This is a genomic window from Flavobacterium sp. CFBP9031 (assembly GCF_034044945.1).
Lineage (GTDB): Bacteria > Bacteroidota > Bacteroidia > Flavobacteriales > Flavobacteriaceae > Flavobacterium.
The window spans coordinates 602,947-628,823 of sequence record NZ_JAXCWF010000001.1 but is presented as its reverse complement, the minus strand read 5'-3'; the positions used below and the strand labels follow the sequence as shown (position 1 = coordinate 628,823).

The following is a 25,877-nucleotide window of genomic DNA, read 5'->3' as shown; positions in this document are numbered from 1 at the left end:
GTAGCAAATATACTACAAATCTCTATTTTTTAATAGTTTGTAAGAAAAATATATAAATACAAAAGTCCAAGCTAAAACGATTAAAACAGCAGTATAATCTACATTGAAATTGCCTTCTGTTTCGATTCCCATTTGAGTGCCAATATTTTTAATTACCGATAATCTTGGTCCAGGATTAACGATTAGATTTGACATTGATTCTAAAGGTAAAAACTGCGTGATTTTTTCATCAGTATCGCTGTTTGGGAAAATTTTAAAAGCTAAAGTGCCTCTTATAATTGCTTCAATGATGCTCCAAACTAATAGAAAACCAAGGGCGAAAGCAGAACGTTTTACTAAAATTCCTAAAAACAAACAGAACGAAAAAAATCCGGTCAACTTTACAAAAAAGGCTAAAAGATAATCTAAGTCAGAAAAAATAATTCCAAATTCGGTATAAGATGAAAAAGAGAATCCTAGAAGCAAGCTCATAACAAAAACGAAAACCGTAGATCCAAAAGCAAATAAAACTACAGTTAAAAACTTGGATAAAATAAATTCTTTTTTGCTTAAACCATCAATTAGATTTTGTTTTAAAGTTCCGTAGCTATATTCATTCGCCATCATAGAAACAATTACAATAGCTAAAAAGAATTTAAGCCACGCAGCAACATACGTATTGAAATGCCAGATAAAAGGAAAATTGAAGATTCCCATTTCTGCCAAATGAAATTTGAAAGGGCCTATATCAAATTTTATTGCAGCGATTAAGGCTATAAAAGAAAGTAATACAAAGTAACTTAAGGTTAATATACGGCTGGCTTTGTTCATCCAGATTTTTTGAAGTTCTATAGAGAGAAGTCTTTTCATGGTTTAGTTTTTTTGAGCGATGGCGTTTTTGGTTAATTCTAAAAATTGAGCTTCTAAACTGTTTTTACGTTTTACTAAATGGCTTAAAACAATGTTTTTAGAAAATAAAAATTGGTTTAACTCTGAGGCAGATAAGTTAGAATTTAAGTAAACTAAAATTTTCCCCTCTTCTTCAGTAATTCTATCAATAGCAGGATGTTCTGATAAAACCGTTTTTAAAACTAAATTATCTTCGGCTTGCAATTCAAAGAAACCTTCGTTAGAAGACATTCCGTCAACAGGGCCAGAATATAAAACTTCGCCTTTTCTTAAAACAATTACTTGCGAGCAAACTTTTTCTACTTCGTCCAATAAATGAGAGGCCAATAAAATAGTAGTTCCTTGCGATGCAATTTTTTTAATGATATCTCGAATCTGATGAATTCCCTGAGGATCTAGTCCGTTCGTTGGTTCATCTAAAATTAAAATTTCAGGATCGTTTAAAAGTGCCGATGCAATTGCCAGACGCTGTTTCATTCCTAAAGAAAAAGTGCTGAATTTGCTGTCTTTTCTTTCGATTAAACCTACTAATTCCAGTTTTTCATTAACTTTAGAATAGTTTATATTTTTGATTTTGCAAACCAATTGGAGGTTTTGCTCGGCCGTCATGTACGGATAAAAATTGGGCCTTTCTATAATTGCACCCACTTTTTTTAAAGCATCATGCGTTTCTACATTGCCATCAAACCAGCGATAATTGCCAGAAGACTTATTAACAACATTTAAAACAATTCCTAATGTAGTCGATTTTCCGCTGCCGTTTGGCCCTAGAATGCCATAAACTCGACCTTTTTGTATTTGAAAAGATACATTTTTCAAAGCCTGAATTCGGCCGTATCTTTTACTTAAATTCTCAATGGTTAATATGGTTTCCAAATTTTTCTGGTTTTAGTTTTTAGTATGACGAGTCAAGTTGATTTTTGTTACTTTAAACTCTAACTTTAAATCGTATTGATGTAAATTTGTAATAAAGATATTCAAAATGAGCGAGCCTTTAATGGTTTTAAAAAAACCGTCTTACCCTTTAACACAGCCACTTTTAAGCTATTTAGAACGATATGAGCGTATTTCTAAAGTTTCTGTGTTTTATGATGACTTGCTTCGTTTTTCGGGTTCTATAAATGTTTATGACAAATACGATAATGATACGCTCTGGATTCGGGTGTATTATGGTGAATTTGAGCGCAATGAAATTGATTTAAATCTAAAAAAAATATATTCGCTTCTGCATTCTGATGGAAATAGCGAAATCATTCAATTTCTGAATGTCGATGCAATTGATTATTGCACTTTCGGAAATTCGAAGCCTTTTAGAATTAAAGTTCGAAATATTCTCAATGACAACTATGTTCATTTTTACATCAAAAAAGCAGATGCTTCACGTATTTACGGATTAGAATTGGAAGATATTCTTTCGCCAGATAAAATCAATTTTTTGGTATATAAAGACACCTTGATCGAAGAGCATATTATCGGAATTCCAGGCGATGTTTTTATGGATACACTTTTGGATAAATGTAGCGAAATGGAAAAAGCGCAGATTGCAAAAGAATTTGTAAAATTTAACGAACGCTGTATGATTCGTCTTTTGGGAGATATGCGCGCTTACAATTATGTAATTGTTCCAATTCACGATTTTGATCAGGTTGTTTATAAAATTCGTCCAATCGATTTTGATCAGCAATGTTACGAAGGGAATTTTAAAGTTTATCGCCCACAGTTTTTTAAAGAAAATTTCCCAATGATCCAGTTGATTAAAGAGAAATTAGAAGAACGTTCCATTATTCAGTATAAAGATGAGGAAAGAGCGATTTTAGCAAAACGTATTCATTCTGCCGAAACCAGAATAAAAAAATTACTGAATATAATGTGTCACGATACCATTTCGACGCATGAACATCTGACGCAGTTAAAAATGGAATTGTATCGTTATACAAACGATATGAAATTTAAAAATGCAAAATCGATGGGACACGTTATGCAAGCCGCGTTTGAATTTATTACACGTAATTTTAAAAACACTAACTTAGTTTAGAATTACTCGTGTGATCCCTTCGTTCTTCAGGATGACAAAAAAAATAAAAAATAATATTATGAAAAAATCTTTTTTAGTAGCCGTTTCTATAGTTTTATTGGCGTGTCAACAGCAGTCAGATAGCAAATTAAAAGAACTTTATACACTTCCGAAAAAATTAAAAGAAGTTTCGGGAATTACTTATTTTCCTGAAAGTAATTTGCTTTACACTTTAGAAGATAGCGGAAATAAAAATGCTATTTACGCCCTTGATTCTAAAGGAAAATTGGCTAAAACAATCACGATTTCTAACGCTACAAATGTCGATTGGGAAGATATTACAAAAGACAAATCTGGGAATATTTATATCGGAGATTTCGGAAACAATGATAACGAAAGAAGAGATTTGTGTATTTATAAAGTCGCAAAAAATCAATTGAATAATGATTTGGCCAAAGCCAAATATAAAATTTCATTCTCCTATCCAGAACAAAAAGAATTTCCGCCAAAGAAAAAAGAAATGTTCTACGACGTTGAAGGTTTCTTTGAACATGGAGGTTATTTTTATCTATTTACCAAAAACAGAAGTAAAGGTTTTGACGGAACGGCTTTTATCTATAAAATAAAAAATGCTACAGGAACTCAGAAAGCCGTAAAAATAGGCGAATTTAAAACGTGCAGCAATTACAATCATTGCGTGCTGACAAGCGCAACAATAAGTCCAGACGGGAAAAAAGTGGCTTTATTAAGTCATGATAAAGTACTTTTATTTAAAGATTTTAAAGGAGATTTATTCCATAAAGGGACTCATACAGAACTCAATCTAAATCACTTCTCGCAAAAAGAAGCCATCGTTTTTAAAGACAACAATACTTTATTAATCGCCGACGAAAAAACAAATAAAATAGGAGGGAATGTTTATGAGTTTAGACTCTAAGATTCTAAGATTCTGAGATGCTAAGATACTAAGGTTCTAAGTTTTTCGAAAAAAAGTTAGCCACGAATACTTTAATTAAAATTCGTGAATTCGTGGCTATTTTTTTTAAACTCAGAGCTAAAAAACTTAGAACCTTAGCATCTCAAAACCTTAGCATCTTTTTTAAAAGCTATATGCCGCTCCAAAAATCACCCTTCCAATTTCGTCAGGAGATTTAAAATAAGAAATTCTGGCTGTGATAACATTTATGGCATTCAGCCAAAGTCCGCCGCCGTAATCGTGGTGCCATTTTTTAGAATCTTCGCCATCAAGCCAAACTCTTCCGTAGTCGAAACCACCTAAAATTCCATAAGTAAAAGGAACGATCGTTTTACGGATTTTTCCAATACTTAAGCGTAAATCTGAACTTTGAGAGAAATACGAACTTCCTAAGAAACGCTCATTTCTAAAACCTCGTAAATCGGTATCACCACCAAGAGAAGCACCTTGATAGAATTCGTAATTATTATTGAAAATAGCCTTTCCTTTTACGTAAGTAGCCAATATCAATTTTCCGTTGTGATCAATCTTGTGTGTAAAACCTAAGAAACTCTCCAGAGTAGGAAAATTTTTCTTAGTATCATCCAAATTCGTTGTCCAAGTGGCAGCAACCATAAAGGCCATACCTAAAGTTGGTTTTGCAGCAAAATCTGAATTTTTAAAAAGGTATTTAACCTTTAAACTTCCGAAATTCTGACTATTAAATACATCAGGATTTACGATTCCAGGAATATTAATATATCGGTTTTCGGTTTCTTCAACAGTCATTCTCTGAAAAATGGGCTGTATGCTAAATTCGCTTCCATATCTTCCAACGTGTCTTATGGCTGTAGAAGCATTAAATTTTCTGATTCGGACACGATTGTAATCCATTCCTAGATCGTCATCGTATTTCGATTCATTTCCATAACCAAAATAGTTCATGGCAAAGTTTGGAGTCGTATATAAAGATTCCACATCTATAACCCATTTTCCTAATAAACCTGGGAAATGTGCTGCATAATTAAATTCTAAACCACCGGTAGCGAAATAGTAAAAAGCATTAAAAATATGTCTTTGCGTGTAAGGATTTTGTTTAAAATTATTGACTGTATAATTTAAGTTTACGCCCATTTTCACACCATCATCAGGATTATATCCAATGTTCGGAAGTCCTGCAATTACATTGTACTTAGGTTTTTCGTAGTTATACAAATTAACATCATAGTCATCTGTCAGTTGCGTTTGTGCCTTTGAATCTAAGTTATAAGTGTTTTCTTTTGACTTGAAATCGTAAACAATCACTTTTCTACCATTTTCAATGTTATAAGTGTCATTGTTTTGACCTCCAATCAAACGAATTTTAATGCTTGATTTTTCTTCCCCCTTAACTTCAAAAACATCATTATCGTCTAGTCCGTAAATCCAAAGATTTTTTGTTTTATCATCTGTTACATTTTTAGTGTAAAGCAATTCATCGCCTTCTTTTTTAATTCTGAAAACCTGAATTTCAATTCCTTTTTTTACATTATGGTTTAAAACAAATTTGTCTTTTTTGTCTGTTCCAGCAATCATAACGGTTTTGCTTAAAACATCAGAATATCTGCGAGCATACTTTTGAAGATCTCTTTTTCTGCTTTTTAGTTTTGCTTTTATTTCATCGACCGTTTCATCCTGAACTTCTTTAGGCATATTTTTGAAAGCCTCATCAATATCTGTATCTGTCAAGCTTTCCTGAATGTATTTAGCCTGTTCAACCCAATCTTTTTCTTGAGCAGTTTTTAGAAATGCCAAATCCATCGGATAAGGTTCTCTTCCTAGCCATTTTACATTGATTCTGTCACCTTTAAAAGAACGCATATGACGAAGCGGAGGCATATTCATGATAAGCGAAAGCAAAGCGCCATCGTATTTTACAAAAGCCTGATCACGATCTCTCGGAATTGGTCTATAAATTACTTTTCCATCTTCTTTATATTCAGCCCAACGCCATTGATCGCTGTGTCTGTCCCAATCTCCTAGAAGGATATCAAATAAACGTGCTTTTATATATTCTTTTTCATCAACGCCATATTTTTCATCTTTATGAAGATTAAGCATCATATCATCAGTTCCAATGATGTTGCTTGGTTTGCCGAAATTTTTTCCGTCCAAATGATTGTCAGCCGGTCTTTCTTCTACCATATATAACTGATCTCCAAAACTGGCATTAAATTCACCCAAACCATTTTGTTTCGGAATATAATATAAAATCGGATTGGTATGTCTCAAACCAATTTGATCAGACATGCTCCCAATTGCAAAAGAAGAATAAGGGTGAGAAGTTGTATAAAAATCAAATAAGAAATCTTCTGCGTATGTTTTTTGAAAATCATTTACCACATATTGATCTTTAAAAGCTACTGATTGTAAAAATACAGTGGCACTTTTTTTCATTGCACGCATTACATATTCACGCCCTTTAGGATCAGACATTCTTAAGGAAACCGATTGATGTCCGCCGCCTTCGCGAATTGGTTTCAAGCCACCTTTTAAAGTATCAACCGTTGCTGTTGTGGCTTCAATTGGCATACTATAATATTTTCTGTAATGTTGTCCAAATAAAAATCTGTGAAACACACCTTTTTGAGTCATTTTTGGAGAATAAATCGAAGTGGTCACCGTAGCAGGAAATTTATTCGGAATATCTGAAGCCCAGTTAATTTCTTTGGCTTTTATAATTTCGCGTTCAAAAAGTAGCTTCTCTTTATTGTTTTCATTTCCATAATACGAGACCTTAGCATCGCCACTTTTAAACATTGTTAAGACCGCATAACCATTTCCTCCATATGAAAAATCATAAGGATTAATGGCTCTTGCTGCTTCAGATTTTGATCCTGCACCACTAATGATCTGCTGAATGTTTTCTTTGCTGATATATTGCAGATTGTGATCGTGTCCAGAAACTACAATGACATTTTTCTGCTTTTGCAAAAGTGTTTTTATTCTTTTAGCATAAATAGTATATTGCTTATTTTGAATATCCTGTGGACTAACGCCAGATGTTTTTCGAACTAAATTAATAAAAGAACCAATTACTGGAAGCGGAATTTTTTGTTCTAGAGGGAATAATTGTTTTTCTAATGAAAATTGTCCGCCATGGGTTCCGTTGCTTAATAATGGATGATGAATAGCTAAGACAACTGTCTTTTCTTGATTTTTGTTTAAAAGGCTTTCTAATTCTTCAAAAAATGCTTCTCTAGTTTTAATTTCACAATTATCATTTATGGTTGGGTGATCGTTCCAATCTTCCAAAAACCATTCACTATCAACAGCTATCAAAGTAGTAACGCTATCAATTTTTACATCTTCAATTGGGCATGATTTTCTCGGAAGAAATCCTTTTTTGTCATTCAAATATTTCGTGACAAAATCGGCTTGACGTTCTAAACCTTTAATTCCACTGTACCAATCATGATTTCCGGGAATTACAATTGTTCTTCCTTTAAAACCTTCCGTTAATTTTAATTGATTCGTTAGTTTTGTTTCTGCTAAAGCCTTGTCTTCAGGGTTTTTGTTACCCGGAAAACCTTTGGGGTAAATGTTATCTCCCAAGAAAAGAAGTGTCGATTTTTTATTTGCTTTCTTCAGTTTTTGGTGCAAAAGTTCGAGCGTTTGTTGCGCTTGTCCTTCATCGGCATTTCCAGCATCTCCAACAAGAAAAAATGTATGTGCAATTTTTATAGTGTCAGTTGCGTTTTCTGTTTCGTTGGCACTAACGTTTTTCCCGTACTGCGGTTTACGCGTAGAACAAGAGTAAACGATAAATAGGGCCATAATTGCCAAAGAAAAGTTTTTAATCTTGGCAATAAAATGATTATCCAAAAACAATTTCATAATTTAGTGGTATAAAAATATTCTTTATGAATCTAATAGAACAATCCGAAGATTTTGTCGGTAATTTACTCAAAGATAAACTTTCTAATCTATATTCTTACCATAATTTTAATCATACTTTTACGGTGGTTACAGCGGTAAAAGAACTTTGTAAAAAAGAAGATGTAGAAGGCGAGGACAAAGAAGCGCTTTTGGTTGCTGCATGGTTTCACGACACTGGATATATAGAAGGATATGAAAATCATGAGCAGAAAAGCACTGAAATTGCAGCAGATTTTTTGCGTAAAAAAGGAAAATCGGAAGAATTTATTGCGCTTGTTTCAAGTTTAATTTTAGCGACAGTTAAAGAATATGAACCTAAAACGCATCTTGAAAAAATTATAAGAGATGCAGATTACGCGCATTTAATGGGAGCGGAATATGCTACAACTTGCGAATTATTGCGTCTGGAATTGAAAAATGCAGGAATAGTTAGTTTTTCTAATGCCGAATGGACAAGAGAAAATTTAAATTTCTTGTTGAATAAACATAGGTTTTATACCGATTACGCTTTAAGAAAATGGCAACCTTTGAAAGAAAAAAATCTATTAATGATTCAGAAAAAAATCAATAAGCAGGAATTGAAAGCGGCCGCTGCGCTTGAGGAAGAAAATAAAAAGAAAGAAAAAGCTGAAAAAGCTGAAAAACCAGACCGCGGAATTGATACTCTGTTTCGTGTGACTCTCGGAAATCATACTCGTCTAAGCGGTATTGCAGATAGTAAAGCCAATATATTATTGTCGGTAAATGCGATTATTATTTCGATTGCCTTATCTTCTATTATTCCAAAATTAGACAGTCCAAAAAATGCACATTTAGTTGTCCCTACTTTTATTATGCTGATGTCTAGTGTAATTACTATTATTTTTGCCATTCTTTCTACGCGTCCAAAAGTAACTTCTGGATTTTTTACAAGAGACGATGTGGAGGCTAAAAAAGTGAATTTAATGTTTTTTGGAAATTTCTATAAAATGCCTCTTGAAGATTACGATTGGGCAATGAATGAAATGATGAAAGACCGTGATTATTTGTACTCAACCATGATTAAAGATTTGTATTATCTAGGATTGGTTTTACAGCGAAAATATAATTTACTCCGAATTGCGTATAACTTTTTCATGTTCGGAATCATCATAACGGTAATCGCGTTTGTGATTGCTTTTAAATCAATCTAGATTTAGACAACTTTGTCAAAGTTTCAAACTTTGACAAAGTTTTTTTATATAGAAATATTTTAAACACATAGAAACATAGTTTTTTCTTATCTACGAAGAATAAAGAAAGAAACTAGTTTCTCACATAGCTATGTGAATTGATGTAAGTGAAACGTTTTTTTAAGTTTCAAAATCTATGTTTCTATGTGTTTAAAAACAAAAAAAGCTCAACTATTTAGTTGAGCTCATCTAATAAATCTTGATAGGTTATTTTTTTAACCCCTGGATCTGCATTATTATTGATTACTTTAACACGAATAGCTCTCAAACCTGAAACTCCCTGAAGATCTTCAACTTCAAATTGTTCAATAGAAGGCTCAAGAATTTTCTTGTGCTGTAAATATTTAATGTATTTTAAATATTCTGCTTCTTCGCTATTTTGAGAATATACAATTGTAATTTTCTCTTTCTCAGTAATTCTTTCGTTTGTTCCTTTAATATGCGATTTGTCAATTCGTTTTTTAACGACTTCGTATCTGGCATTATAAGTTCCATCAACATCAAAACGTTTTTCATCCATTCTAAAACGGATTGAAAGGGCAGAACTGAAAACCAAAATCAACGAAGTAACATCCAATTCGTATGGTAATGAAGTTTTAAGGTCATGATGTTCCAATTCCATTTCGCATAAAGTCTGCAATTGCCATAAACGAAGATTATGCAGATACATGATATCGAATGGTTTAGTTGGCGAAATTGAAGCTCCAATATACAAATTATGCTCTACACCATCTGTTTTAAAACGTTCGTAATAATGCGGATAAATCTGTTGTGCTTCAACTTGTTTTCTGTCTAAAACAGTTGCCAATCTTTTATTGATAATCGACATTGCATTGTCGAACTTTTTTCTTTCGTGGTAAAACATTCCAGTTTTTTCGTCCAGTTTTTCAAAGTACAATTTTTCCAGCTTTTCGCTTTTCGCATTGCTTTTAGTATTTTTTAAAATCGGATGAATTTCTTCTTCAATATAACGCTGAACATGTTGTTCTGTATCTGCTTTTAAAGGAAAATCCAGTTCGCTTCTAAGCGATTCAAGTTCAAATTTTCTCTGTTCCAAAAGAACAAGATTCGAATTAGATTCTTGATTATCAAAGATCTCCAAAAGAGCTGTAAGCTGACTTTTTAAATCAATTTTTACAGTTTCATTTCGATGTTCAGACGAACCTTTAATATCAATCTGGCCATACAACGGATATACATTTTTAAAAACAATTTCTTTAAAAATATAATCTTTAGTATGATTCATATTCTGAAAGTAATTTTGTGATTCCCTTTTAAATTTCCAGTAAACGCTAGGGTGAATTGTAGTATATTCTCGCTGAATAATCGCTTCGATCTGGTGCTGCATATCAGTATTGTAACGATCAATTGTGTCAGTTAAATAGGGAAGAACCAAATCTAGTTTTGTAGCATTTACGCTATTTAAATCTCTCGGATTTTCAGAAATCAATTCGACAACACCTAATAAATGTCCGCTTTTGATGACTGGTGCAAAAATACAGCTCTGAATTCCTTGTTTTAGTAAATGTTCGCCCAGTCTTTTATTGGTTTGTTCTTCAGTGAATTTGCTGACATTAGAAATAACAAAAGGCTCTTGATTGTCTAATAGATTTTCGAACGAGCATCCGAAAAAAGCATTTTTACAATCAACTTCCTGATCTGAAGAAAGTAAAAAGCTTTTGAGTTGGTTTTCGTATTTCGCAGGTCGCATAAATTTCTCTTCCTCGGGATTGTAAATAATGAATCCAACTTTCAAGTTTGGAAGATTAAAAATCGATTGGAAAATATTAGAAACCTCCTCACCAGTTGTCACTGTTTTTGGACCAGGCTTCAAGAGATTACTTTTCAATATAGAAATAGCACTTTCGGTCGTTGCATCAAACAAAGAAACAATACCAAAACCTCTTAAAATCCAGCTTCCTTTAGGAAATTTAGATTTCCATAAATCAATATCGTTGTAATTATCTATTAATTGATCGATATCTTCTTGAGTTAAAGGAATAGCGTTTTCAGTAGGAATAATTTCCATGAAATCGGCATTGTACAAAATGCGGTAATGTTTTTCAACGCCATTTTCATCTGGAATATCGTAGAAAAATGGCTGATTGAAGTCAATATGCTGTTTGTAATAGTTGCTTAAAATTAAACAGCAGTTATTGATGTAAAATTGATGTTCGCTAAAATCACGAATTTCCATATAAAATTCGTCTCCCGCATTTTTCAAGATTTTCTTGAAGCGCTCCGTATAATTGAAGGAGATATTTTGAAACGGAATTGTTACCGCTTTTATTTCGTTGTGCGTCAATGCAGTCGGAAATAAATCGGCTAATATATTTTTAATTAAAGCTTCATTGTTTTTGATAACCGAATAATCCTGGATTCCAGTCCTAAGTTCCGGAATTAATTCAATCTGTTCTAAAATCGCTTTGGCATAGTTTGACCTGTAATCAACATTTGATTGCGCAATTTCTTCAAAAGATTCAATTAGCTTGTGAAATGAAATTATAGTGGTAAAAGGACTTTCTTTAAAAAATTGAATATCCATCTGAGTTATTTTTTAATGCAAAATTAAGGATAAATTAAGAATACTCGACATTTTTCGATTTCTTTCCTCTATAGTTAAATAGTTGTTTTCCTTAGAATTAAAGGGTTTCGGGAAGTGCTTTTTTATTTTAACTAAAAATTAACATTATTAATAACGGAACGATCATTCCGTTATTATATCTTTGTACTGTAATAATTGAATAATCAATAACTTAAAAACAGATAAAAATGAAAAGTTTAGAAAACAAAGTAGCAATCGTGACAGGTGGTAATAGTGGAATCGGATATGCAGCGGCAGCCGATTTAGTATCAAAAGGAGCAAAAGTAATTGTAACAGGTAGAAACAAAGAAGCTTTAGCGAAAGCGGAAACAGAATTGAATGTTACAGGAATTGTAGCCGATCAATCTGATTTAAAATCAATTGATAATTTGGTTGAAGAAGTAAAAGCAAAATTCGGAAAAGTAGATATTTTATTCTTGAATGCAGGAATAGCAGCTTTTGCGCCTCTAGATTCAGCTTCAGAAGACCATTACGATAGTATTATGAATGTGAACGTAAAAGGAGTTTTTTTTACCGTTCAAAAAGTATTGCCAATTTTAAACGATGGAGGTTCAATTATCTTTAATACTTCTGTAAATGCTCATGTCGGAATGCCAAATTCTAGTGTTTATGCCGCAAGTAAAGCTGCTGTATTATCTTTAAATAAAGTTTTTGCTGTAGAATTGGCTTCAAGAAAAATTAGAGTAAACGCAGTTTCTCCTGGTCCAATTGAAACACCATTGTACGGAAAAGTTGGTTTAGAAAAAGAAGAAGTAGAAGGATTAGGATCTGCTTTAGGGGAGAAAATTTTATTAAAACGTTTTGGACAAGCTGCAGAAGTTGCAAAAACAGTTAGTTTCCTAGCTTCAGAGGATGCTTCCTTTATAACTGGATCTGAAATTGTGGTTGATGGTGGACTTATTGTAAATACTGTATTATAATTTTTTTGACTAATTCAGGAACGATTGTTCCGTATTTTTGTATCTTTGTAAATGAATTTAATTGGAATGTCATGGCTAGAACAAAAGAATTTAATGAAGATCAGGCTTTAGATAAAGCAATAGAAATTTTTTGGCACAAAGGTTACAACGGAACTTCGGCTCAGGATTTGGTAACTCACTTAGGTTTGAGCCGTTCTAGTTTGTATGATACTTTTGGCGATAAGCAACAATTGTTTACAAAGTCGTTGCAGCGTTATCAAGAGCAAGCGCAAAATTCCGTTAAAGAGCTTTTGGAAAAATCTGAAAATGTTAAAGAAACATTACAGGCTATTTTTAAGCAAGCTGTTATCGAAAGTTTGGAAGACCGAATTACAAAAGGCTGTTTTATGGTTAACTCGTCTGTAGAATTGGCTATGCACGATGAAGAAATTGCTAAAATTGTAAAAAGCAACAGCCAAACTATGGAAGAAGTTTTTACAAACGCTGTTAAAAAAGGGCAGGAGGCTGGACATATTTCCAAACAGCTGGAGGCAAAAGTTTTGGCCCGATTTATCTTTAATAATTATTCGGGAATTCGAGTTTGGGCTCGTGCTGGAGAAAGAAACAAACAAGTTTACGATGATATTGTAAAAGCCGTATTTTCGGTTTTATAACATTAAAATTCAAGACAATAAAAAAACGGCAATTACATTTGTAACTGCCGTTTTCTGTATTAATAAGTAAGTAATAGAAAATGAAAACTTCTTAGCTTTTTTCTTCTTTGTTGAAGTAAACTAAGTAGTAATACATTTGTTTTTCTTCATCCCAGCCTTTTTCAACAAATTTTTCTGCGCTTTCAGGATTAATAAAATCCATTTTAATCTGAATATGAGTATCCAAATTAATTACATTTTTAATCGATTTTCTAGCGTCAGAAACTGCTGCGTTGGCAATTGGGAATGAGGTAACATCTTCGATGCTGTATTTTTCTCCTTTATCAACTTTATAGTTTTTAAATTCAGGGATCAAATCAGGATTATCAATTACTTCATTCAAGAAATTCTGTTCTTCAAACTGATCATTTTTAGCGAAATAATTCACAGATCGGTTCATAAACATTACTTCCTCTTTCTTGTCTTCTGCTGGCAAAACCACGTCTTTTGCGAAGTTTTGACAGAATTTCAAATATTTTTTAGTGATGAAATTTTCATCTTCAAAAGCATCAACAGATAAAAAGTGCTCTAACCAGTAACGTGCATCATAACGGTTACTGTCTACAGTCAGGATTTTGTATCCTTCTTCTTTTTTGTAGTTGAAAATCAAGCATCCTTTATCTAATTTATTCAGGTTGATTCCCTGTTGTAAAATCATCTCAAGGTTACTATTATTTTCTTCAAACTGTAAAAAGTCTGCTTGCAACTCACTTTTAAAAATTCCGATTGCATCAACAACATTGTTGTCAATACTTAAGTTTGTCAAATAGGTTACATAAACCTCTCCGTTTTTAATGTGCGGGTGATTTGACTGCTCGTATAAATGTTTTGTGATGTTTTTAGAAACTTCATGAACATTTGACGGATTTGCAAAAATCTCAGTTGCATACTTAAACATGTCGTTGTAGTCCAAGTCCACTTCGTGTGCAAACTGATAATAGTTTTCTTCTTTTTCTCTAAAAGGCTTAAAAAAGAATTCTTTAATCAAAGGAACAATCTCATCATTTAAGTTGAATGGTTGCTCTGATAAAAAAATAGCTTCGTTACGACTTTTGTTTCCAACGCGGTGTATGGAAAGGGTGTCGATGTGGGTATTGAATAAGTTGATCATTTTTTTTGAGTTGCTGAGATTCTAAGTTTCTAAGATACTAAGTTTTTAATTGCTGTCTTTTAATTTTCTAATTAATGACGCTAACATTCTTTCGATCTCTCGACTATCCTCATATAAAAGGTTAAATTCTTCTTCGTTTATATAAATTATATTTTTTGCGATTTCAAGTTGGGTCTGCATTTCAAATAAAGAGCCGAGAGAAATATATAAAAATCGTAAAAAATCTTTATTGCTTTCTCTTCCAGATCCTTCTGCAATATTACTTGGAATTGATACTGAACTTCGACGTATTTGTGAAGTTAATCCAAAAGTTTCTTCTTTTGGGAAAGTTCTTGTTACTTTATAAATTTTTGTAACTAAGGAAATTGATTTCTGCCAGACCAAAATTTTTCTAAAATGACTCATTGTCTTATTTTTTAATTAACATTAAAAATAAGAAAAATCTTTCAAAATAAAAAACTCAGAATCTTAGAGTCTCAGCATCTTAGCAACTAAACGTTAGTTCCAATTCTCCTCAAATCCATAATCTTCGAAGCTGTCATCGCCTTCGAACATGTCAAGATCGTCTTCGTCTAGATCGTCTTCAAATTCTCCGTAGATATCATCATGCATGTCATCAGCTTCAAAGTTTTTTTCGATAGCGTCTGCTGGCATTTCACCATGAGAAAACAAAGTTTCTGGGTAAGTAACTCCAACTTGTTCATCTTCAACGGCAGCCAATTCAACTAAGAAAGTCCACATACTGATGAAGTCATAAACGTAGATAATTTTAGTATTGTCTTCGTCTAAAATACTTGATAACGGATAATCGTTCATGGTTCTTATTTCGCCAGGAACATCTCCTGTATCGAAAAGCGGAATTTCATCTTCTTGATTCCAAGTATCATCACAAGTATAAAATGAAGCCACTTCTGATCCGTCAAAGCCAAAAGAGTTGAAGATTGCATTGTGTAAATCCTCAAGAGTGTCTTCCTCAAGAATAGCAATGTCTCTAAAAATATCTTCTTCGGCGTCTAGAATAACTCTAAATTTATAAACCATAATCTTTGTTTTTATTGAGAGGTCAAAGGTAAAATATAAAAAACGAAATACGAATTGTGAATTACGATTTGTTGAAAAGATTTTTCGAAGGAAATAATGAAGTTCGAAATACGATTGTCATCCTGAGCGAAGTCGAAGGCTCTCAAAGTGGAATGTGGCTTCGACTTCGCTCAGCCTGACAAACAGAACTCAAAAAAACTATTTTCTCGCCAGTCTTTTTCTAATTTTATGATAATGTTTGTGATAGGTGCTGTGGCTTGGATAACTTCTGCTTGAAGTCATATTATTAAAAATCAAAGCCGTGAAAAGCAATATCATAACTCCTGTAAAAACGGGAGAAAGCACATAAATATAACCTAAGGCTTTTACTTTTTCTGTTCCGATAACTGCGATTAAAGCTGTTGCTCCTCCAGGCGGGTGAAGCGTTTTAGTAATCTGCATTAAAATAATGGCGATTGAAACCGCTAAAGGCGCTGCAATCCACATAATGTCTGGAACCAGTTTATTGACCGTAACGCCTACAAGAGCCGAAATTACATGCCCGCCAACTAAATTTCGCGGCTGAGAGAACGGACTCTGAATAATTCCGTAAACTAAAACACTCGATGCTCCAAAAGAACCAATTAAATAAACGGCATCAGGCCCAGAAAAATGTATTGATTGTACATAAGCTAAAATCCCAATTCCGACAAAAGAACCTAAAAATGACCAAAAGTGTTCTTTATAATCAATTAAAGTTTCTTTGTAAAGAATGTAACGTGTTTTGCGATAGCTTCTTTTTATTTTTTCAGTTGGCATTATTGTGGTATTATATTTTATTCGTTATGTTTTTAAATATACTTTGCTGTATGTTTTTAATCTCCAGATTATTATTAGTCTGAAATTATTTAACTAAACTTGGAGAATAACTATAAACGGTATACGGATAAATTGTTTTTGCAGTGTATTTTGAAATTAAACAAACTACAAGAATTGGGAAAAACAAAGTATAATCGTTTGTTAATCCGCAAACCAAGAATATCGCGGTGAAAGGTGCGTGAATACTTGCACTAAGAACTGCAGCCATTCCGATAATCATAAAGTTAACCGGAATTACATTTACATGGAAAAAACTGTTTAAAGTTGAAGCCAATAATAATCCTAAAAATGCTCCGATGAATAAACTTGGAGCAAAAACACCTCCGTCACCTCCAGAAGCCAATGTTATCGAGGTAACAATTGGTTTTAGAATTAAAATTCCGATAAATGTTAGAGCCAAAGTTATAGTCAATTGGGTTTGAGGTGCATTTCCAAAAATTCCTTTAATGGCGTGATAACCTTCTCCATATAATTGAGGGAAAAAGAATAAGGAAATACTTAAAACTGCTGAACCTAAAATGATTTTGTAATAATGTGTGTCGATTTTACCAAATTGTGATTTGAAGAATAAGACACAACGTGTTAGGTAAACCGAATTCATTCCAGCTAAAATTCCTAAAAGAATGAAATACGGAATCGCTTTTAAATTCCAAGTTGCAATTGAAACGGCAAATAAAGGTTCTTCTTTTAAAATCGTTAATAAACCAAATGCAATAGAAACTGCAATTAAATTTGAAATGATAAATGCACGACTTACTTTTCTAGAAATAACTTCAAAAGCAAATAAAACTCCCGCAATCGGACTGCTGAAAAGTGCCGTAACTCCTGCTGCAACTCCCGCACAGATTAATTCTGTTTTGTATTGACGGAAAACATTTTCTTTTTCATGAGCAACAGATCCAATAGTTGCTGTAGCGACAACGGTAGAAACTTCGATTCCTGTAGAACCTCCAAAAATAACCGTTAGTAATCCGTTTATGAAATGTGATGGAATTTTATAAGAAGGAAGATTTTTAGATTTTGATGCGGTGCTTTCAAAAACTTCTTTTATTCCTTTGTTTTCTTTTTTCTTAAAAAGATATTGTCTCAAGAAATAAATTACCGACAATCCGAAAACTGGAAATATGATATAAAAAATGGGATGAACCGAAACTTCGTGAAAGAAGATTTCTTCGTAGTATTCTGTTATTTTTTTTAGTGAAATTCCGAGAAAGGCAGAAAGAAAGCCAATTAAGATAGAAACAATAACTAATTTTCGGAGTTTAATGAATTGATGATTTTTTTTGATTTGCGCCGTTTTGTTCATCATTATAAGTTTGAGAATTCCGCATTTTTTTTTCTGCGGATTACAAAATTAAGCATCAAATTCGGTTTTTTCTAGAAAATGTTCATTTTAGTGTGTTAAAATCGATATAAACAGGAAAATTCTTTCGTAAAAAAGAGACAAAGTTACAGAGGAGCAAAGAGACAAAGTTTTATGCGGAGGCATTAAATATTTGATTTCGCACGATGAAATTTGAATTGCCTCCAACTTTAATAGGAGGTTGAAAATAAAAGAGAGAAGGGCTTTAGCCAAATACGTTTTGTTTGGCTAAAGCCCTTTTGGGACTATAATTTATTCATGCAACTAAAGCTGGACTCAATTCAAAAGAATATTACTATAAAACTTTGTCCCTTTGTAACTCTGTTAGTTTGTCCCTCTCATTTATCTCTCATAAAACTCAATTGGCAATAAATCAGGATCTGCAATAAAAGTAAAACGTTTTTCAGTTGTTTCATCAATTCTAATGGGTTCTGATTCTATGTTTTTAGAAGTTAAAAAAGCGATAGTTTCTTCTAGATTAATAACCTCAAATGCCAGATGGCGCAAACCAACAGCTTCTGGTCTTGAAGGTCTTTGCGGCGGATTTGGAAAGGAGAATAATTCAACTACATAAGAACCATTCAAAGCTAAATCTAATTTATACGATTGGCGTTCTTCGCGATAGATTTCTCTAATTATAGTTAAACCTAAAATCTGTGTATAGAAGTGTTTCGATTTTTCGTAATCGGAACATAAAATGGCAATATGATGAACTTTATTAAGGGTAAGCATTATTTTTTTGATTCAGGTTCTTGATTTAATTTTCGGATCACTTTTGCAGGATTTCCAACTGCTAGCGAATTGTCTGGAATATCTTTTGTAACTACAGACCCAGCGCCAATAACACAGCCTTTTCCGATGTTTACTCCAGGGCAAATAACAGAATTTCCGCCAATCCAGCAATCGTCTCCAATTGTAACAGGGTAAGCACTTTCTAATGTTTTTCTTAATTCAGCGTCAAGCGGATGTGAAGCGGTATAAATTTGAACATTTGGCGCAATAAATACATTAGAACCAATGTTTACCGGTGCGCAGTCTAAAACGACACAATTCACATTAAAATAAACATTTTCGCCAGCAAAAATATTGTAACCGTAATCACAATGAAAAGGAGGTTCAATATAAAGACCAGCTCCAGCATTCGGAATTAATTCTTTTAAAATCTCTTTTGCTTTTTTGGTAACTCGGTATTCTTTTACGTTTAAAGTGTGTAAAAGATTTTTGGCATTTCGGCGTCCTTTTACTAATTCTGGATCAAAGGCATTATAATATTCGCCAGAGATCATTTTTTCTTTTTCTGTTTTCATATTTTACATTTTCGTCTTGGCAATTTTGTCGTGTATTTTTACAGTTTCCTGCAAAGCTGCGGTGCAGTACCAAGGCGTTAATTCGGCTTCAAGTAAATTGGCTTTTATGGCCGGATCGGAGGCAACAAGAGCTTTGGCTTCTTCTATAGTTTCTACATTAAAGATGTAAATACCACGATAATTTCTGTCATTTTTCATGAATGGTCCTGCAACAACCAGTTTTCCTTCTTGGGCTAATTTACCAATGTTTTCCATGTGACCTTCAAAAAGTTTTTTGGTTTCTTCCTTAGAAGCGGTTGTATTGCTTCCAGATTTTAAAAGACAAAAAACATATTTCTTCATTCCGTATTCGTCGGCATGGAGAGATTTTGCGAGGTTTTCATCATATTTCACTTCGGTTTCTTGCGAAAAGCCGATTGCATTAAAAACCAAAAATGCGAGGACAAAAAGTATCTTTTTCATATCAATGATTTTTTATTTTAACACATAGAAACATAGCTTTTAAAACGTGGTAAAGGCATTTCATTTTTAGATTTCCCCATAGAACTATGTGTTAAATCTAGATTTTTAAATATTCTTTTTGAGTTCCAAAACCTATGTTTCTATGTGTTAGAATTAAATTAAAGCAATTTCTTCAAAATAACAATCTGTCCTAAATGATAGACATCGTGCTGAATAATTCCATGAATGTGTTCGTAGTATGTATGACCATTATTCACATAAATTTTAGCTAAATCTTCGTCATTAAAACCTTCAAAAAAAGCATTCCAAGAATCTTGAGATTTTGCTAAGGTTTGAAGCGATTGTTCCCATGCAGCTTCAGAAGGATCTAAAACAGGAACAAAATAATTATGATCTGGAGTTATGATCACTTCGCCTTGCATACGTTCCAGAATATTTCTTCTCCATTGAATCAAATGATTTACAATTTCCCAGATGGTATTCAGGTTTGGGTTTATTTTTCTGTAAGCTTGCTCAGCTGTAACATTTTTTAAAGTATTGTCTAAATTAACTTCAAGCCAAGGATTTCCATTATAAATAGACTGATATAGATTTGAAATTCGTTTACTTTCTGACATAAAATGATGATTTTGGTTTTCCTAGCTAAGATACAAATTAGTATTTTACAACTCATCCTCGAAAATCTACAATTGGGTTATTATATATTTTTTAACGTTTAATGTTAAAATACATTTGCTTCATCAAAAACCAAAGATGACATGAAAACCAAATTATTTTTTACCGTTAGTTTTTTATTTTTTACTGCATTAATTTTTGCTCAAAATACAATTTCAGGAAAAGTAGTAGATCAAAAAGGAAAACCAGTTGCAGGTGCAAACATATATATTGACGGAACTTATGATGGAGCAACAAGTTCTGAAACTGGAGATTTCTCTTTTGAAACGACAGAAACAGGAAACAAATTTTTAGTAGTGAGCTTTTTGCTTTTTGAAACTTTCAAACAAGAAATTGATGTTGCCAATTATAAAGGCCAAACGGTAAAATTAAGAGAAAATGTTAATGCTCTAGATGCGGTTGTGATTACAGCTGGAACTTTAGAATCTGGTGATAAGGCAAGAGTTTCTGTTTTAAAACCTCTGGATATTGTTACAACAGCTGGATCTGCTGGAAATATCGTGGCGGCATTGCAGACTTTGCCAGGAACGCAGTCAGTTGGGGAAGACGGACGTTTGTTTGTACGTGGAGGTGAGGCGAGCGAAACTCAGACTTTTGTTGACGGAATTCGTGTAGCACAGCCTTACGGTGCAACAACGAACAATTTGCCAACAAGAAGCCGTTTTTCTCCTTTCTTGTTTAGCGGAATCGCATTTTCTACGGGTGGTTATTCTGCAGAATATGGTGAAGCTTTATCGAGTGTTTTACTTTTAAATACTCAAGATGAGGAAGATCATGAAAAAACAGATATAGGATTAATGACGGTTGGTTTGAGTTTAGGAAATACACAGAAATTCAAGAAAAGTTCTTTAAGCGTAAATATGGCTTATATCAACTTGGCTCCTTATCAGGCTGTGATTCCGCAGAATGTAGATTGGAATAATCCGTATCAATCACTTGGAGGCGAAACGGTTTACAGATATAATTTCACAAATGGAATTTTTAAATTGTATGCTTCATTCGATTCTGAAAAATTCGATTTAAATCAGAAAAACGTCAATTTCGAAAACCCGATTCGAACTGATATGAACAATAATAACTTTTATTTGAATTCTTCATACAAAGGAAGTTTTGGAACAGGATGGCAGATTACTTCTGGAGTTAGTTACGGTTACAGCAAAAACAAACTTAAATATGATATTACGGGAGTTGATAGTCAGGAAAATGCGGCTCAGTTGAAATTGAAGTTAAGCAAGAAATTTTCAAACTATTTTAAATTGTCTTTCGGAACAGATTATTTCATTACAAAATACAATGAAAATGTAGCCGATAATATTGCGCTTGATGTTACAAATGGTTACGATTCGAACATTTTTGCAGCGTATACAGAAGGTGATGTTATGTTTTCTAAAAAACTAGCTTTAAAAGTAGGTTTGAGATATTCTAATAACAGTTTGTTAAACGAAAACCATATTGCGCCTAGAGCCTCATTAGGATATAAAGCTTCAAAAAGTAGTCAGTTTTCTTTTGCTTACGGAGATTTTACTCAAACACCAGTTGTAGATTATATTAAGTTTTCTAAATATCATCAGTTTGAAAGCGAGAAGGCAAGTCATTATATTTTGAATTATACGTTTACAAGACCTGGGCAAACCCTTAGAGCGGAGGCTTATTACAAAGATTATAGCAATTTGGTGCAGTATGATACAAGAGATATTCAATACAATTCGGTTTTCAACAACAACGGATCGGGTTATGCAAAAGGATTGGATATTTTCTGGAGAGATAGCAATTTGTACAAAAACTTAGAATATTGGATTTCGTATTCTTATATCGATTCAGAAAGACAATATAAAAACTTTCCTTACATGGCAACTCCAAGTTTTATTGCGAATCATAATTTATCTGTTGTAACAAAATATTTTATTACAGATTGGAAATCGCAAGTTGGTTTTACAAACAGTTTCAGTACAGGTCGTCCGTACAATGATCCAAATCAGACGCAGTTTATGAACGGAAAAACAAAATCATACAATAGTTTGAGTTTCAACTGGGCATATTTATTAACGACACAAAAAATCCTTTATTTCTCGGTTTCAAATGTTTTAGGAACACAAAATGTTTTCGGATACGATTATGCTAAAAATCCAGACCCAAGCGGAGTGTATCAAAGACAAGCCGTGGTTCCAACAGCAGACAGATTCTTCTTCGTAGGTTTCTTCTGGACAATCAGCCAGAATAAGAATGAGAATCAGTTGAAGAATCTTTAAAAAGGCTCTAAGATGCTAAGGTTCTGAGGAAAAAAACTTAGAATCTTAGCATCTCAGAACCTTAGAAACTTAAAAAAAACAATTCAGTAACCAAAATCAACAACTCAGTATCATTTAATTTTAAAAGAGTGAAAACCGATATACTTTTGAATTATAAACTAACAAACCGAGTTTTAATCATCAACATAAAAAAACTTAGAACCTCAGAACCTTAAAAAAAAAAATCATGACCAAAATTATCACAATAACCATCTTATTTATCTGCAGCTTAATGTCTGCACAAAATGTAAAATTAACTGTTGCTGTTTCAGGTTTAAAAAATGATACTGGAGTTGTAAAAGTAGGATTATATAATTCAGACGGAACATTTCTTAAAACAACTTACAAAAGTCTTGCTTCGGAAATTAAAGACAATAAAGCAGTTGTAACTTTTGATAATCTTCCTGCGGGAGAATATGCAATTTCTACGTATCATGATGAAAACAGCAACGGAAAGCTGGATAGAAACGCAATGGGAATGCCAGTAGAAGAATATACAGCTTCAAACAATGCAAAAGGATTTATGGGACCTCCTTCCTATCAAGATGCTAAATTTAATGTTAGTAAAGATTCAAAAATTGAAATTGTATTCTAAAAAGACAAATAACTAATCTATATAAACAAAATCATTAATAATTTATAAAATGAAAAAAATCATCACTTTAATCGCACTATTTGTAGTAGTAATAAGTTCAGCTCAGACACAATTTGAACAAGGAATGAATAAAGCGTTCGGACTTTGGAAAGAAGGAAAAAATACAGAAGCTTCTGCTTTATTTGAAAGAATTGCGGCGGCTGAAAAAAACAGTTATTTGCCAAATTACTATGTAGCTTTGATCAATGCAACAGCTGTATTTACAGAAAAAGACAAAACTAAAATCGATTTATTATTGACAAAAGCGCAAGATGCATTAGATATCGAATTGATAAAGGATCAAGCAAACTCAGAGCTATACGTAATGCAGGCTTTAATTTACACAGGATACGTTGTAGCCGATCCAATGACAAACGGGATGAAATATTCTGGTAAAGTGATGGAAGCTTACGCGAAAGCAAAAGCGCTAGACCCAAACAATCCGAGAGCTGTTTTTGGTGAGGCAGATTACCAATTAGGAGGAGCAAAATGGACAGGAGTAGATACAAAACCTTTGTGCGCGCAAGTTGATAAATCTATTGAACTTTTTAATACTTTTAAACCAGCTACACCTTATGCTCCAAAATGGGGATTGGATAGAGCATTAGAAATTCAAAAAACTTGTAAATAATTCAATAGTTTATAAAACATTATGATATTAAAACCTAATTTGTTAAAAGCATGCTTCGTTGGAGGAATAGTATTTTTATTTTCTTTTCTAATTCGGTTCGCCTCTTTAGGAACAGCAGTTTTTACCAAGAATCTTTACATTTATTTCTTGTACTGCATGCTTTACAGTGTGGTTTTATATATCGTAAACGTTGTTCTTTTTGAGTTTTTAGATAGGGTTTTCCGAGAAAATCCATATTCGCTAAAGAGAATTTTAATTGGTTTTGCAAGTTCGTTTTTAATATCGATGATTGTAATTGGAGTATTGCGTTTGTTTACAAGTGTAATAATCGAGAATAAAACAATAATTGGTTTTCTTGCGAATGAAAAAGCAGAAAATTATATCGAATCTGCGGTAATGACTTTTATTGTGCTTTTGTTTTTTCATGGACTTAATTTTTATAAACTCTATCAGGAAAATAAAGTAACGCAGCAGAAAATTATTGCGGGAACGGCAAATGCCAAATTCGAAAGCTTAAAAAATCAGATCGATCCGCATTTTCTTTTTAATAGCTTAAATGTTCTGAGTTCTTTAATAGAAGAAAATCCAGACAATGCGCAGCGTTTTACAACTTCTCTTTCTAAAATTTATAGATATGTTTTGGAACAGAAGGACAAAGAATTGGTTTCGGTTGAAGACGAATTGTCATTTGCAAAAACCTATATGAATTTGCTGAAAATGCGTTTTGAAAATAGTTTGTTTTACGAATTGCCAACAGAAAACATTAATCCAGAAGCCAAAGTGGTGCCGCTTTCTTTACAGCTCTTGCTGGAGAATACTGTAAAACACAATGTAGTAAGCGAGCAGAAGCCGCTTCATATTAGAATTTTTATTGATAAAGATTATCTGGCGATTCAGAATGATCTTCAGAAAAAAGAAGTTTTGCAGGACAGGCAAGGTGTCGGATTGCAAAATATTGTAAACAGATACGGAATTATAACAGATAGAAAAGTGAAAGTTGATCAGGATGAGAAGAATTTCACTGTTAGAATTCCAATTTTAACCAAACAAATTGCGGTTATGGAAATGAGTGCAGAATATACCGACGAAGCAAAAGCTTACTATAGAGCCAAAAAAAGAGTAGAGGAACTGAAAGGATTTTATGGAAATTTAATTTCATATTGTTGTGTGATTCCATTCTTGGTTTTTATTAATCTAAAATTTTCACCAGGATTTCAATGGTTTTGGTTTTCAGCTTTAGGCTGGGGATTTGGAGTTGCAATGCATGCTTTTAAAGTTTTTGGATACAGCTCAGATTGGGAAGAAAGAAAAATTCGCGAGATTTTAGAGAAAGATAACAAACAAAAAACGTGGAAATAATGGAAAATAATTTCACAGAAACAGTTCGCTATTATGATGCTCAGAAAAAAGTAAAAGAGATAAGAGGATTTTACGAGCATTTGACTGTATACGCTTTATGTAATCCAATTGTGGTTGTTGTAAATTATATGACTTCTCCAGAATACCTTTGGTGGATTTGGTCTGTAATGGGGTGGGGAATAGCCATAATCTTGCACGGACTGAAAGTTTTTAGTCTTCCGCCTTTCTTTAATAAGAAATGGGAACAGAAAAAGATTCAGGAAATTCTAGAAAAAGAAAATAAACAACGATTAGAAAATAGGCATGGAAACAAATTTGAGTAACGATCAAGAAGAAGTAATACTGCAGGAATTAGCCAGTAAAAAAGTAATTCAGCTGAAATCTTTTTACAAGCATTTGTTCATTTACACTATCGCACTGATTGTTTTTCTTTTAAAAGAATATACCAATCTGCCATTGCAATTTTTTCCGATAAAATATCTCAATTGGGTAGTTGTAATTATTTGGTCGGCTGTTATAGTGGGTTCTGCAATCGATTTGTTTGCTTCCTATAAGATTTTTGGACACGAATGGGAAGAACGAAAATTGAGAAGCATTTTAGAAAAAAAATATAAAAAACAAAAATGGGAATAATCATGGAAACGAATTTAAGCGAGGAAGAAAGATATATTCAGGCAAGAAAAAAAGTTGAAAATTTAAAAGGATTTTATGGAAATCTAGTTGCTTATATATTGGTAAATGCAATTTTGATTTTTATAAATCTTTATACATCACCTCAATATCTATGGTTTTTTTGGCCATTATTGTGGTGGGGAGTTGGAGTAGTTTTTCACGGATTAAAAGTTTTTGAGGTTTTTCCAGGAATGGGTAAGGAATGGGAAGAAAGAAAAATCAAAGAGTTTATGGAGAAGGAAAAACAGAATAAAAACAAGTGGAAATAATTAA

25 protein-coding genes are annotated in these 25,877 nt (G+C 32.8%); 12 read left to right on the top strand and 13 right to left on the bottom strand.

The genetic code is table 11. The features are described 5' to 3' along the window. Window positions 1–12 precede the first annotated feature (12 nt). Window positions 13–849 (bottom strand): ABC transporter permease, encoded by an 837-nt coding sequence (locus SOM12_RS02715; RefSeq protein ID WP_320492290.1) that lies wholly within the window; start codon window positions 847–849, stop codon window positions 13–15. A gap of 3 nt (window positions 850–852) precedes the next feature. Continuing rightward, complete coding sequence (locus SOM12_RS02710; RefSeq protein ID WP_095931012.1) at window positions 853–1,764, bottom strand: ABC transporter ATP-binding protein; 912 nt, start codon at window positions 1,762–1,764, stop codon at window positions 853–855. 106 nt (window positions 1,765–1,870) lie between these two features. Here SOM12_RS02710 and SOM12_RS02705 point away from each other — a divergent pair, with 106 nt between their 5' ends. Together SOM12_RS02705 and SOM12_RS02700 are read left to right on the top strand one after the other, a co-directional pair. Continuing rightward, window positions 1,871–2,923, top strand: coding sequence for a hypothetical protein (locus SOM12_RS02705; RefSeq protein WP_320492289.1), 1,053 nt, complete (start codon window positions 1,871–1,873; stop codon window positions 2,921–2,923). A 58-nt stretch (window positions 2,924–2,981) separates the two neighbouring features. Beyond that, window positions 2,982–3,839, top strand: a complete 858-nt coding sequence (locus SOM12_RS02700) for an SdiA-regulated domain-containing protein (RefSeq protein ID WP_320492288.1) — start codon at window positions 2,982–2,984, stop codon at window positions 3,837–3,839. Window positions 3,840–4,001: 162 nt separating this feature from the next. Here the strand turns inward: SOM12_RS02700 and SOM12_RS02695 are convergent, their stop codons facing one another. Then, entirely contained in the window at window positions 4,002–7,733 is a 3,732-nt protein-coding gene (locus SOM12_RS02695; protein ID WP_320492287.1) for a metallophosphoesterase, read from the bottom strand. Between the two features lie 26 nt (window positions 7,734–7,759). Between SOM12_RS02695 and SOM12_RS02690 the strand changes: the two genes are divergently transcribed. Next, on the top strand, window positions 7,760–8,947 hold the full coding sequence (locus SOM12_RS02690) for a Pycsar system effector family protein (RefSeq protein ID WP_095931009.1): 1,188 nt from the start codon (window positions 7,760–7,762) through the stop codon (window positions 8,945–8,947). 214 nt (window positions 8,948–9,161) lie between these two features. On the opposite strand, the gene SOM12_RS02685 is transcribed toward SOM12_RS02690, so the two are convergent. Then, on the bottom strand, window positions 9,162–11,531 hold the full coding sequence (locus tag SOM12_RS02685) for a GAF domain-containing protein (protein ID WP_320492286.1): 2,370 nt from the start codon (window positions 11,529–11,531) through the stop codon (window positions 9,162–9,164). Window positions 11,532–11,758: 227 nt separating this feature from the next. Here SOM12_RS02685 and SOM12_RS02680 point away from each other — a divergent pair, with 227 nt between their 5' ends. After that, window positions 11,759–12,511: an SDR family oxidoreductase gene (locus tag SOM12_RS02680; protein WP_320492285.1), complete on the top strand. Its 753-nt coding sequence runs from the start codon at window positions 11,759–11,761 to the stop codon at window positions 12,509–12,511. A gap of 71 nt (window positions 12,512–12,582) precedes the next feature. Next, the gene (locus tag SOM12_RS02675; RefSeq protein WP_320492284.1) at window positions 12,583–13,164 is read left to right on the top strand and encodes a TetR/AcrR family transcriptional regulator; all 582 of its coding nucleotides are present in this window, start codon (window positions 12,583–12,585) and stop codon (window positions 13,162–13,164) included. Between the two features lie 91 nt (window positions 13,165–13,255). On the opposite strand, the gene SOM12_RS02670 is transcribed toward SOM12_RS02675, so the two are convergent. The 9 genes from SOM12_RS02670 to SOM12_RS02630 form a co-directional block, all read right to left on the bottom strand. After that, window positions 13,256–14,314, bottom strand: coding sequence for a nucleoid-associated protein (locus tag SOM12_RS02670; protein WP_095931005.1), 1,059 nt, complete (start codon window positions 14,312–14,314; stop codon window positions 13,256–13,258). 45 nt (window positions 14,315–14,359) lie between these two features. Then, window positions 14,360–14,719 (bottom strand): four helix bundle protein, encoded by a 360-nt coding sequence (locus SOM12_RS02665; protein WP_320492283.1) that lies wholly within the window; start codon window positions 14,717–14,719, stop codon window positions 14,360–14,362. A gap of 93 nt (window positions 14,720–14,812) precedes the next feature. Next, a complete protein-coding gene (locus SOM12_RS02660; protein ID WP_095931003.1) occupies window positions 14,813–15,355 on the bottom strand; it encodes an IS1096 element passenger TnpR family protein in 543 nt (180 codons plus the stop codon). Window positions 15,356–15,553: 198 nt separating this feature from the next. After that, the gene (locus SOM12_RS02655; RefSeq protein WP_320492282.1) at window positions 15,554–16,153 is read right to left on the bottom strand and encodes an HPP family protein; all 600 of its coding nucleotides are present in this window, start codon (window positions 16,151–16,153) and stop codon (window positions 15,554–15,556) included. An 85-nt stretch (window positions 16,154–16,238) separates the two neighbouring features. Further along, complete coding sequence (locus SOM12_RS02650; RefSeq protein ID WP_095931001.1) at window positions 16,239–17,519, bottom strand: chloride channel protein; 1,281 nt, start codon at window positions 17,517–17,519, stop codon at window positions 16,239–16,241. Window positions 17,520–17,918: 399 nt separating this feature from the next. After that, complete coding sequence (locus SOM12_RS02645) at window positions 17,919–18,308, bottom strand: VOC family protein (RefSeq protein WP_095931000.1); 390 nt, start codon at window positions 18,306–18,308, stop codon at window positions 17,919–17,921. After that, on the bottom strand, window positions 18,308–18,883 hold the full coding sequence (locus tag SOM12_RS02640; protein WP_095930999.1) for a sugar O-acetyltransferase: 576 nt from the start codon (window positions 18,881–18,883) through the stop codon (window positions 18,308–18,310). The genes SOM12_RS02645 and SOM12_RS02640 overlap by 1 nt, the downstream gene beginning before the upstream one ends. Window positions 18,884–18,886: 3 nt before the next feature. Next, a complete protein-coding gene (locus SOM12_RS02635; protein WP_095930998.1) occupies window positions 18,887–19,345 on the bottom strand; it encodes a YciI family protein in 459 nt (152 codons plus the stop codon). A gap of 158 nt (window positions 19,346–19,503) precedes the next feature. Next, window positions 19,504–19,962: a DinB family protein gene (locus SOM12_RS02630; RefSeq protein WP_095930997.1), complete on the bottom strand. Its 459-nt coding sequence runs from the start codon at window positions 19,960–19,962 to the stop codon at window positions 19,504–19,506. 141 nt (window positions 19,963–20,103) lie between these two features. On the opposite strand from SOM12_RS02630, the gene SOM12_RS02625 reads away from it, so the two are divergent. The 7 genes from SOM12_RS02625 to SOM12_RS02595 all read left to right on the top strand — a co-directional run bounded on the left by SOM12_RS02625 (window position 20,104) and on the right by SOM12_RS02595 (window position 25,873). After that, window positions 20,104–22,269 carry a TonB-dependent receptor gene (locus tag SOM12_RS02625; RefSeq protein WP_095930996.1) on the top strand — a complete coding sequence of 722 codons (2,166 nt, stop codon included), beginning with the start codon at window positions 20,104–20,106 and terminating at the stop codon, window positions 22,267–22,269. 226 nt (window positions 22,270–22,495) lie between these two features. Further along, entirely contained in the window at window positions 22,496–22,903 is a 408-nt protein-coding gene (locus tag SOM12_RS02620; protein ID WP_172426937.1) for a DUF2141 domain-containing protein, read from the top strand. A gap of 49 nt (window positions 22,904–22,952) precedes the next feature. Next, window positions 22,953–23,573: a hypothetical protein gene (locus SOM12_RS02615; RefSeq protein WP_095930994.1), complete on the top strand. Its 621-nt coding sequence runs from the start codon at window positions 22,953–22,955 to the stop codon at window positions 23,571–23,573. Between the two features lie 21 nt (window positions 23,574–23,594). After that, on the top strand, window positions 23,595–24,932 hold the full coding sequence (locus tag SOM12_RS02610; RefSeq protein ID WP_095930993.1) for a 2TM domain-containing protein: 1,338 nt from the start codon (window positions 23,595–23,597) through the stop codon (window positions 24,930–24,932). After that, complete coding sequence (locus SOM12_RS02605; protein ID WP_095930992.1) at window positions 24,932–25,255, top strand: 2TM domain-containing protein; 324 nt, start codon at window positions 24,932–24,934, stop codon at window positions 25,253–25,255. Before SOM12_RS02610 ends, SOM12_RS02605 begins: the two co-directional genes overlap by 1 nt. After that, the gene (locus SOM12_RS02600; RefSeq protein ID WP_320492281.1) at window positions 25,236–25,565 is read left to right on the top strand and encodes a 2TM domain-containing protein; all 330 of its coding nucleotides are present in this window, start codon (window positions 25,236–25,238) and stop codon (window positions 25,563–25,565) included. The genes SOM12_RS02605 and SOM12_RS02600 overlap by 20 nt, the downstream gene beginning before the upstream one ends. A gap of 2 nt (window positions 25,566–25,567) precedes the next feature. Beyond that, complete coding sequence (locus SOM12_RS02595) at window positions 25,568–25,873, top strand: 2TM domain-containing protein (protein WP_248727832.1); 306 nt, start codon at window positions 25,568–25,570, stop codon at window positions 25,871–25,873. The last annotated feature ends 4 nt before the right edge of the window (window positions 25,874–25,877 follow it).

What these genes read in the sequence shown, in the direction of transcription:
- SOM12_RS02715 (WP_320492290.1), bottom strand. Translation starts at nt 849, where the DNA reads ATGAAAAGACTTCTCTCTATAGAACTTCAAAAAATCTGGATGAACAAA.
- SOM12_RS02705 (WP_320492289.1), top strand. Translation starts at nt 1,871, where the DNA reads ATGAGCGAGCCTTTAATGGTTTTAAAAAAACCGTCTTACCCTTTAACA.
- SOM12_RS02700 (WP_320492288.1), top strand. Translation starts at nt 2,982, where the DNA reads ATGAAAAAATCTTTTTTAGTAGCCGTTTCTATAGTTTTATTGGCGTGT.
- SOM12_RS02695 (WP_320492287.1), bottom strand. Translation starts at nt 7,733, where the DNA reads ATGAAATTGTTTTTGGATAATCATTTTATTGCCAAGATTAAAAACTTT.
- SOM12_RS02690 (WP_095931009.1), top strand. Translation starts at nt 7,760, where the DNA reads ATGAATCTAATAGAACAATCCGAAGATTTTGTCGGTAATTTACTCAAA.
- SOM12_RS02685 (WP_320492286.1), bottom strand. Translation starts at nt 11,531, where the DNA reads ATGGATATTCAATTTTTTAAAGAAAGTCCTTTTACCACTATAATTTCA.
- SOM12_RS02680 (WP_320492285.1), top strand. Translation starts at nt 11,759, where the DNA reads ATGAAAAGTTTAGAAAACAAAGTAGCAATCGTGACAGGTGGTAATAGT.
- SOM12_RS02675 (WP_320492284.1), top strand. Translation starts at nt 12,583, where the DNA reads ATGGCTAGAACAAAAGAATTTAATGAAGATCAGGCTTTAGATAAAGCA.
- SOM12_RS02670 (WP_095931005.1), bottom strand. Translation starts at nt 14,314, where the DNA reads ATGATCAACTTATTCAATACCCACATCGACACCCTTTCCATACACCGC.
- SOM12_RS02665 (WP_320492283.1), bottom strand. Translation starts at nt 14,719, where the DNA reads ATGAGTCATTTTAGAAAAATTTTGGTCTGGCAGAAATCAATTTCCTTA.
- SOM12_RS02660 (WP_095931003.1), bottom strand. Translation starts at nt 15,355, where the DNA reads ATGGTTTATAAATTTAGAGTTATTCTAGACGCCGAAGAAGATATTTTT.
- SOM12_RS02655 (WP_320492282.1), bottom strand. Translation starts at nt 16,153, where the DNA reads ATGCCAACTGAAAAAATAAAAAGAAGCTATCGCAAAACACGTTACATT.
- SOM12_RS02650 (WP_095931001.1), bottom strand. Translation starts at nt 17,519, where the DNA reads ATGAACAAAACGGCGCAAATCAAAAAAAATCATCAATTCATTAAACTC.
- SOM12_RS02645 (WP_095931000.1), bottom strand. Translation starts at nt 18,308, where the DNA reads ATGCTTACCCTTAATAAAGTTCATCATATTGCCATTTTATGTTCCGAT.
- SOM12_RS02640 (WP_095930999.1), bottom strand. Translation starts at nt 18,883, where the DNA reads ATGAAAACAGAAAAAGAAAAAATGATCTCTGGCGAATATTATAATGCC.
- SOM12_RS02635 (WP_095930998.1), bottom strand. Translation starts at nt 19,345, where the DNA reads ATGAAAAAGATACTTTTTGTCCTCGCATTTTTGGTTTTTAATGCAATC.
- SOM12_RS02630 (WP_095930997.1), bottom strand. Translation starts at nt 19,962, where the DNA reads ATGTCAGAAAGTAAACGAATTTCAAATCTATATCAGTCTATTTATAAT.
- SOM12_RS02625 (WP_095930996.1), top strand. Translation starts at nt 20,104, where the DNA reads ATGAAAACCAAATTATTTTTTACCGTTAGTTTTTTATTTTTTACTGCA.
- SOM12_RS02620 (WP_172426937.1), top strand. Translation starts at nt 22,496, where the DNA reads ATGACCAAAATTATCACAATAACCATCTTATTTATCTGCAGCTTAATG.
- SOM12_RS02615 (WP_095930994.1), top strand. Translation starts at nt 22,953, where the DNA reads ATGAAAAAAATCATCACTTTAATCGCACTATTTGTAGTAGTAATAAGT.
- SOM12_RS02610 (WP_095930993.1), top strand. Translation starts at nt 23,595, where the DNA reads ATGATATTAAAACCTAATTTGTTAAAAGCATGCTTCGTTGGAGGAATA.
- SOM12_RS02605 (WP_095930992.1), top strand. Translation starts at nt 24,932, where the DNA reads ATGGAAAATAATTTCACAGAAACAGTTCGCTATTATGATGCTCAGAAA.
- SOM12_RS02600 (WP_320492281.1), top strand. Translation starts at nt 25,236, where the DNA reads ATGGAAACAAATTTGAGTAACGATCAAGAAGAAGTAATACTGCAGGAA.
- SOM12_RS02595 (WP_248727832.1), top strand. Translation starts at nt 25,568, where the DNA reads ATGGAAACGAATTTAAGCGAGGAAGAAAGATATATTCAGGCAAGAAAA.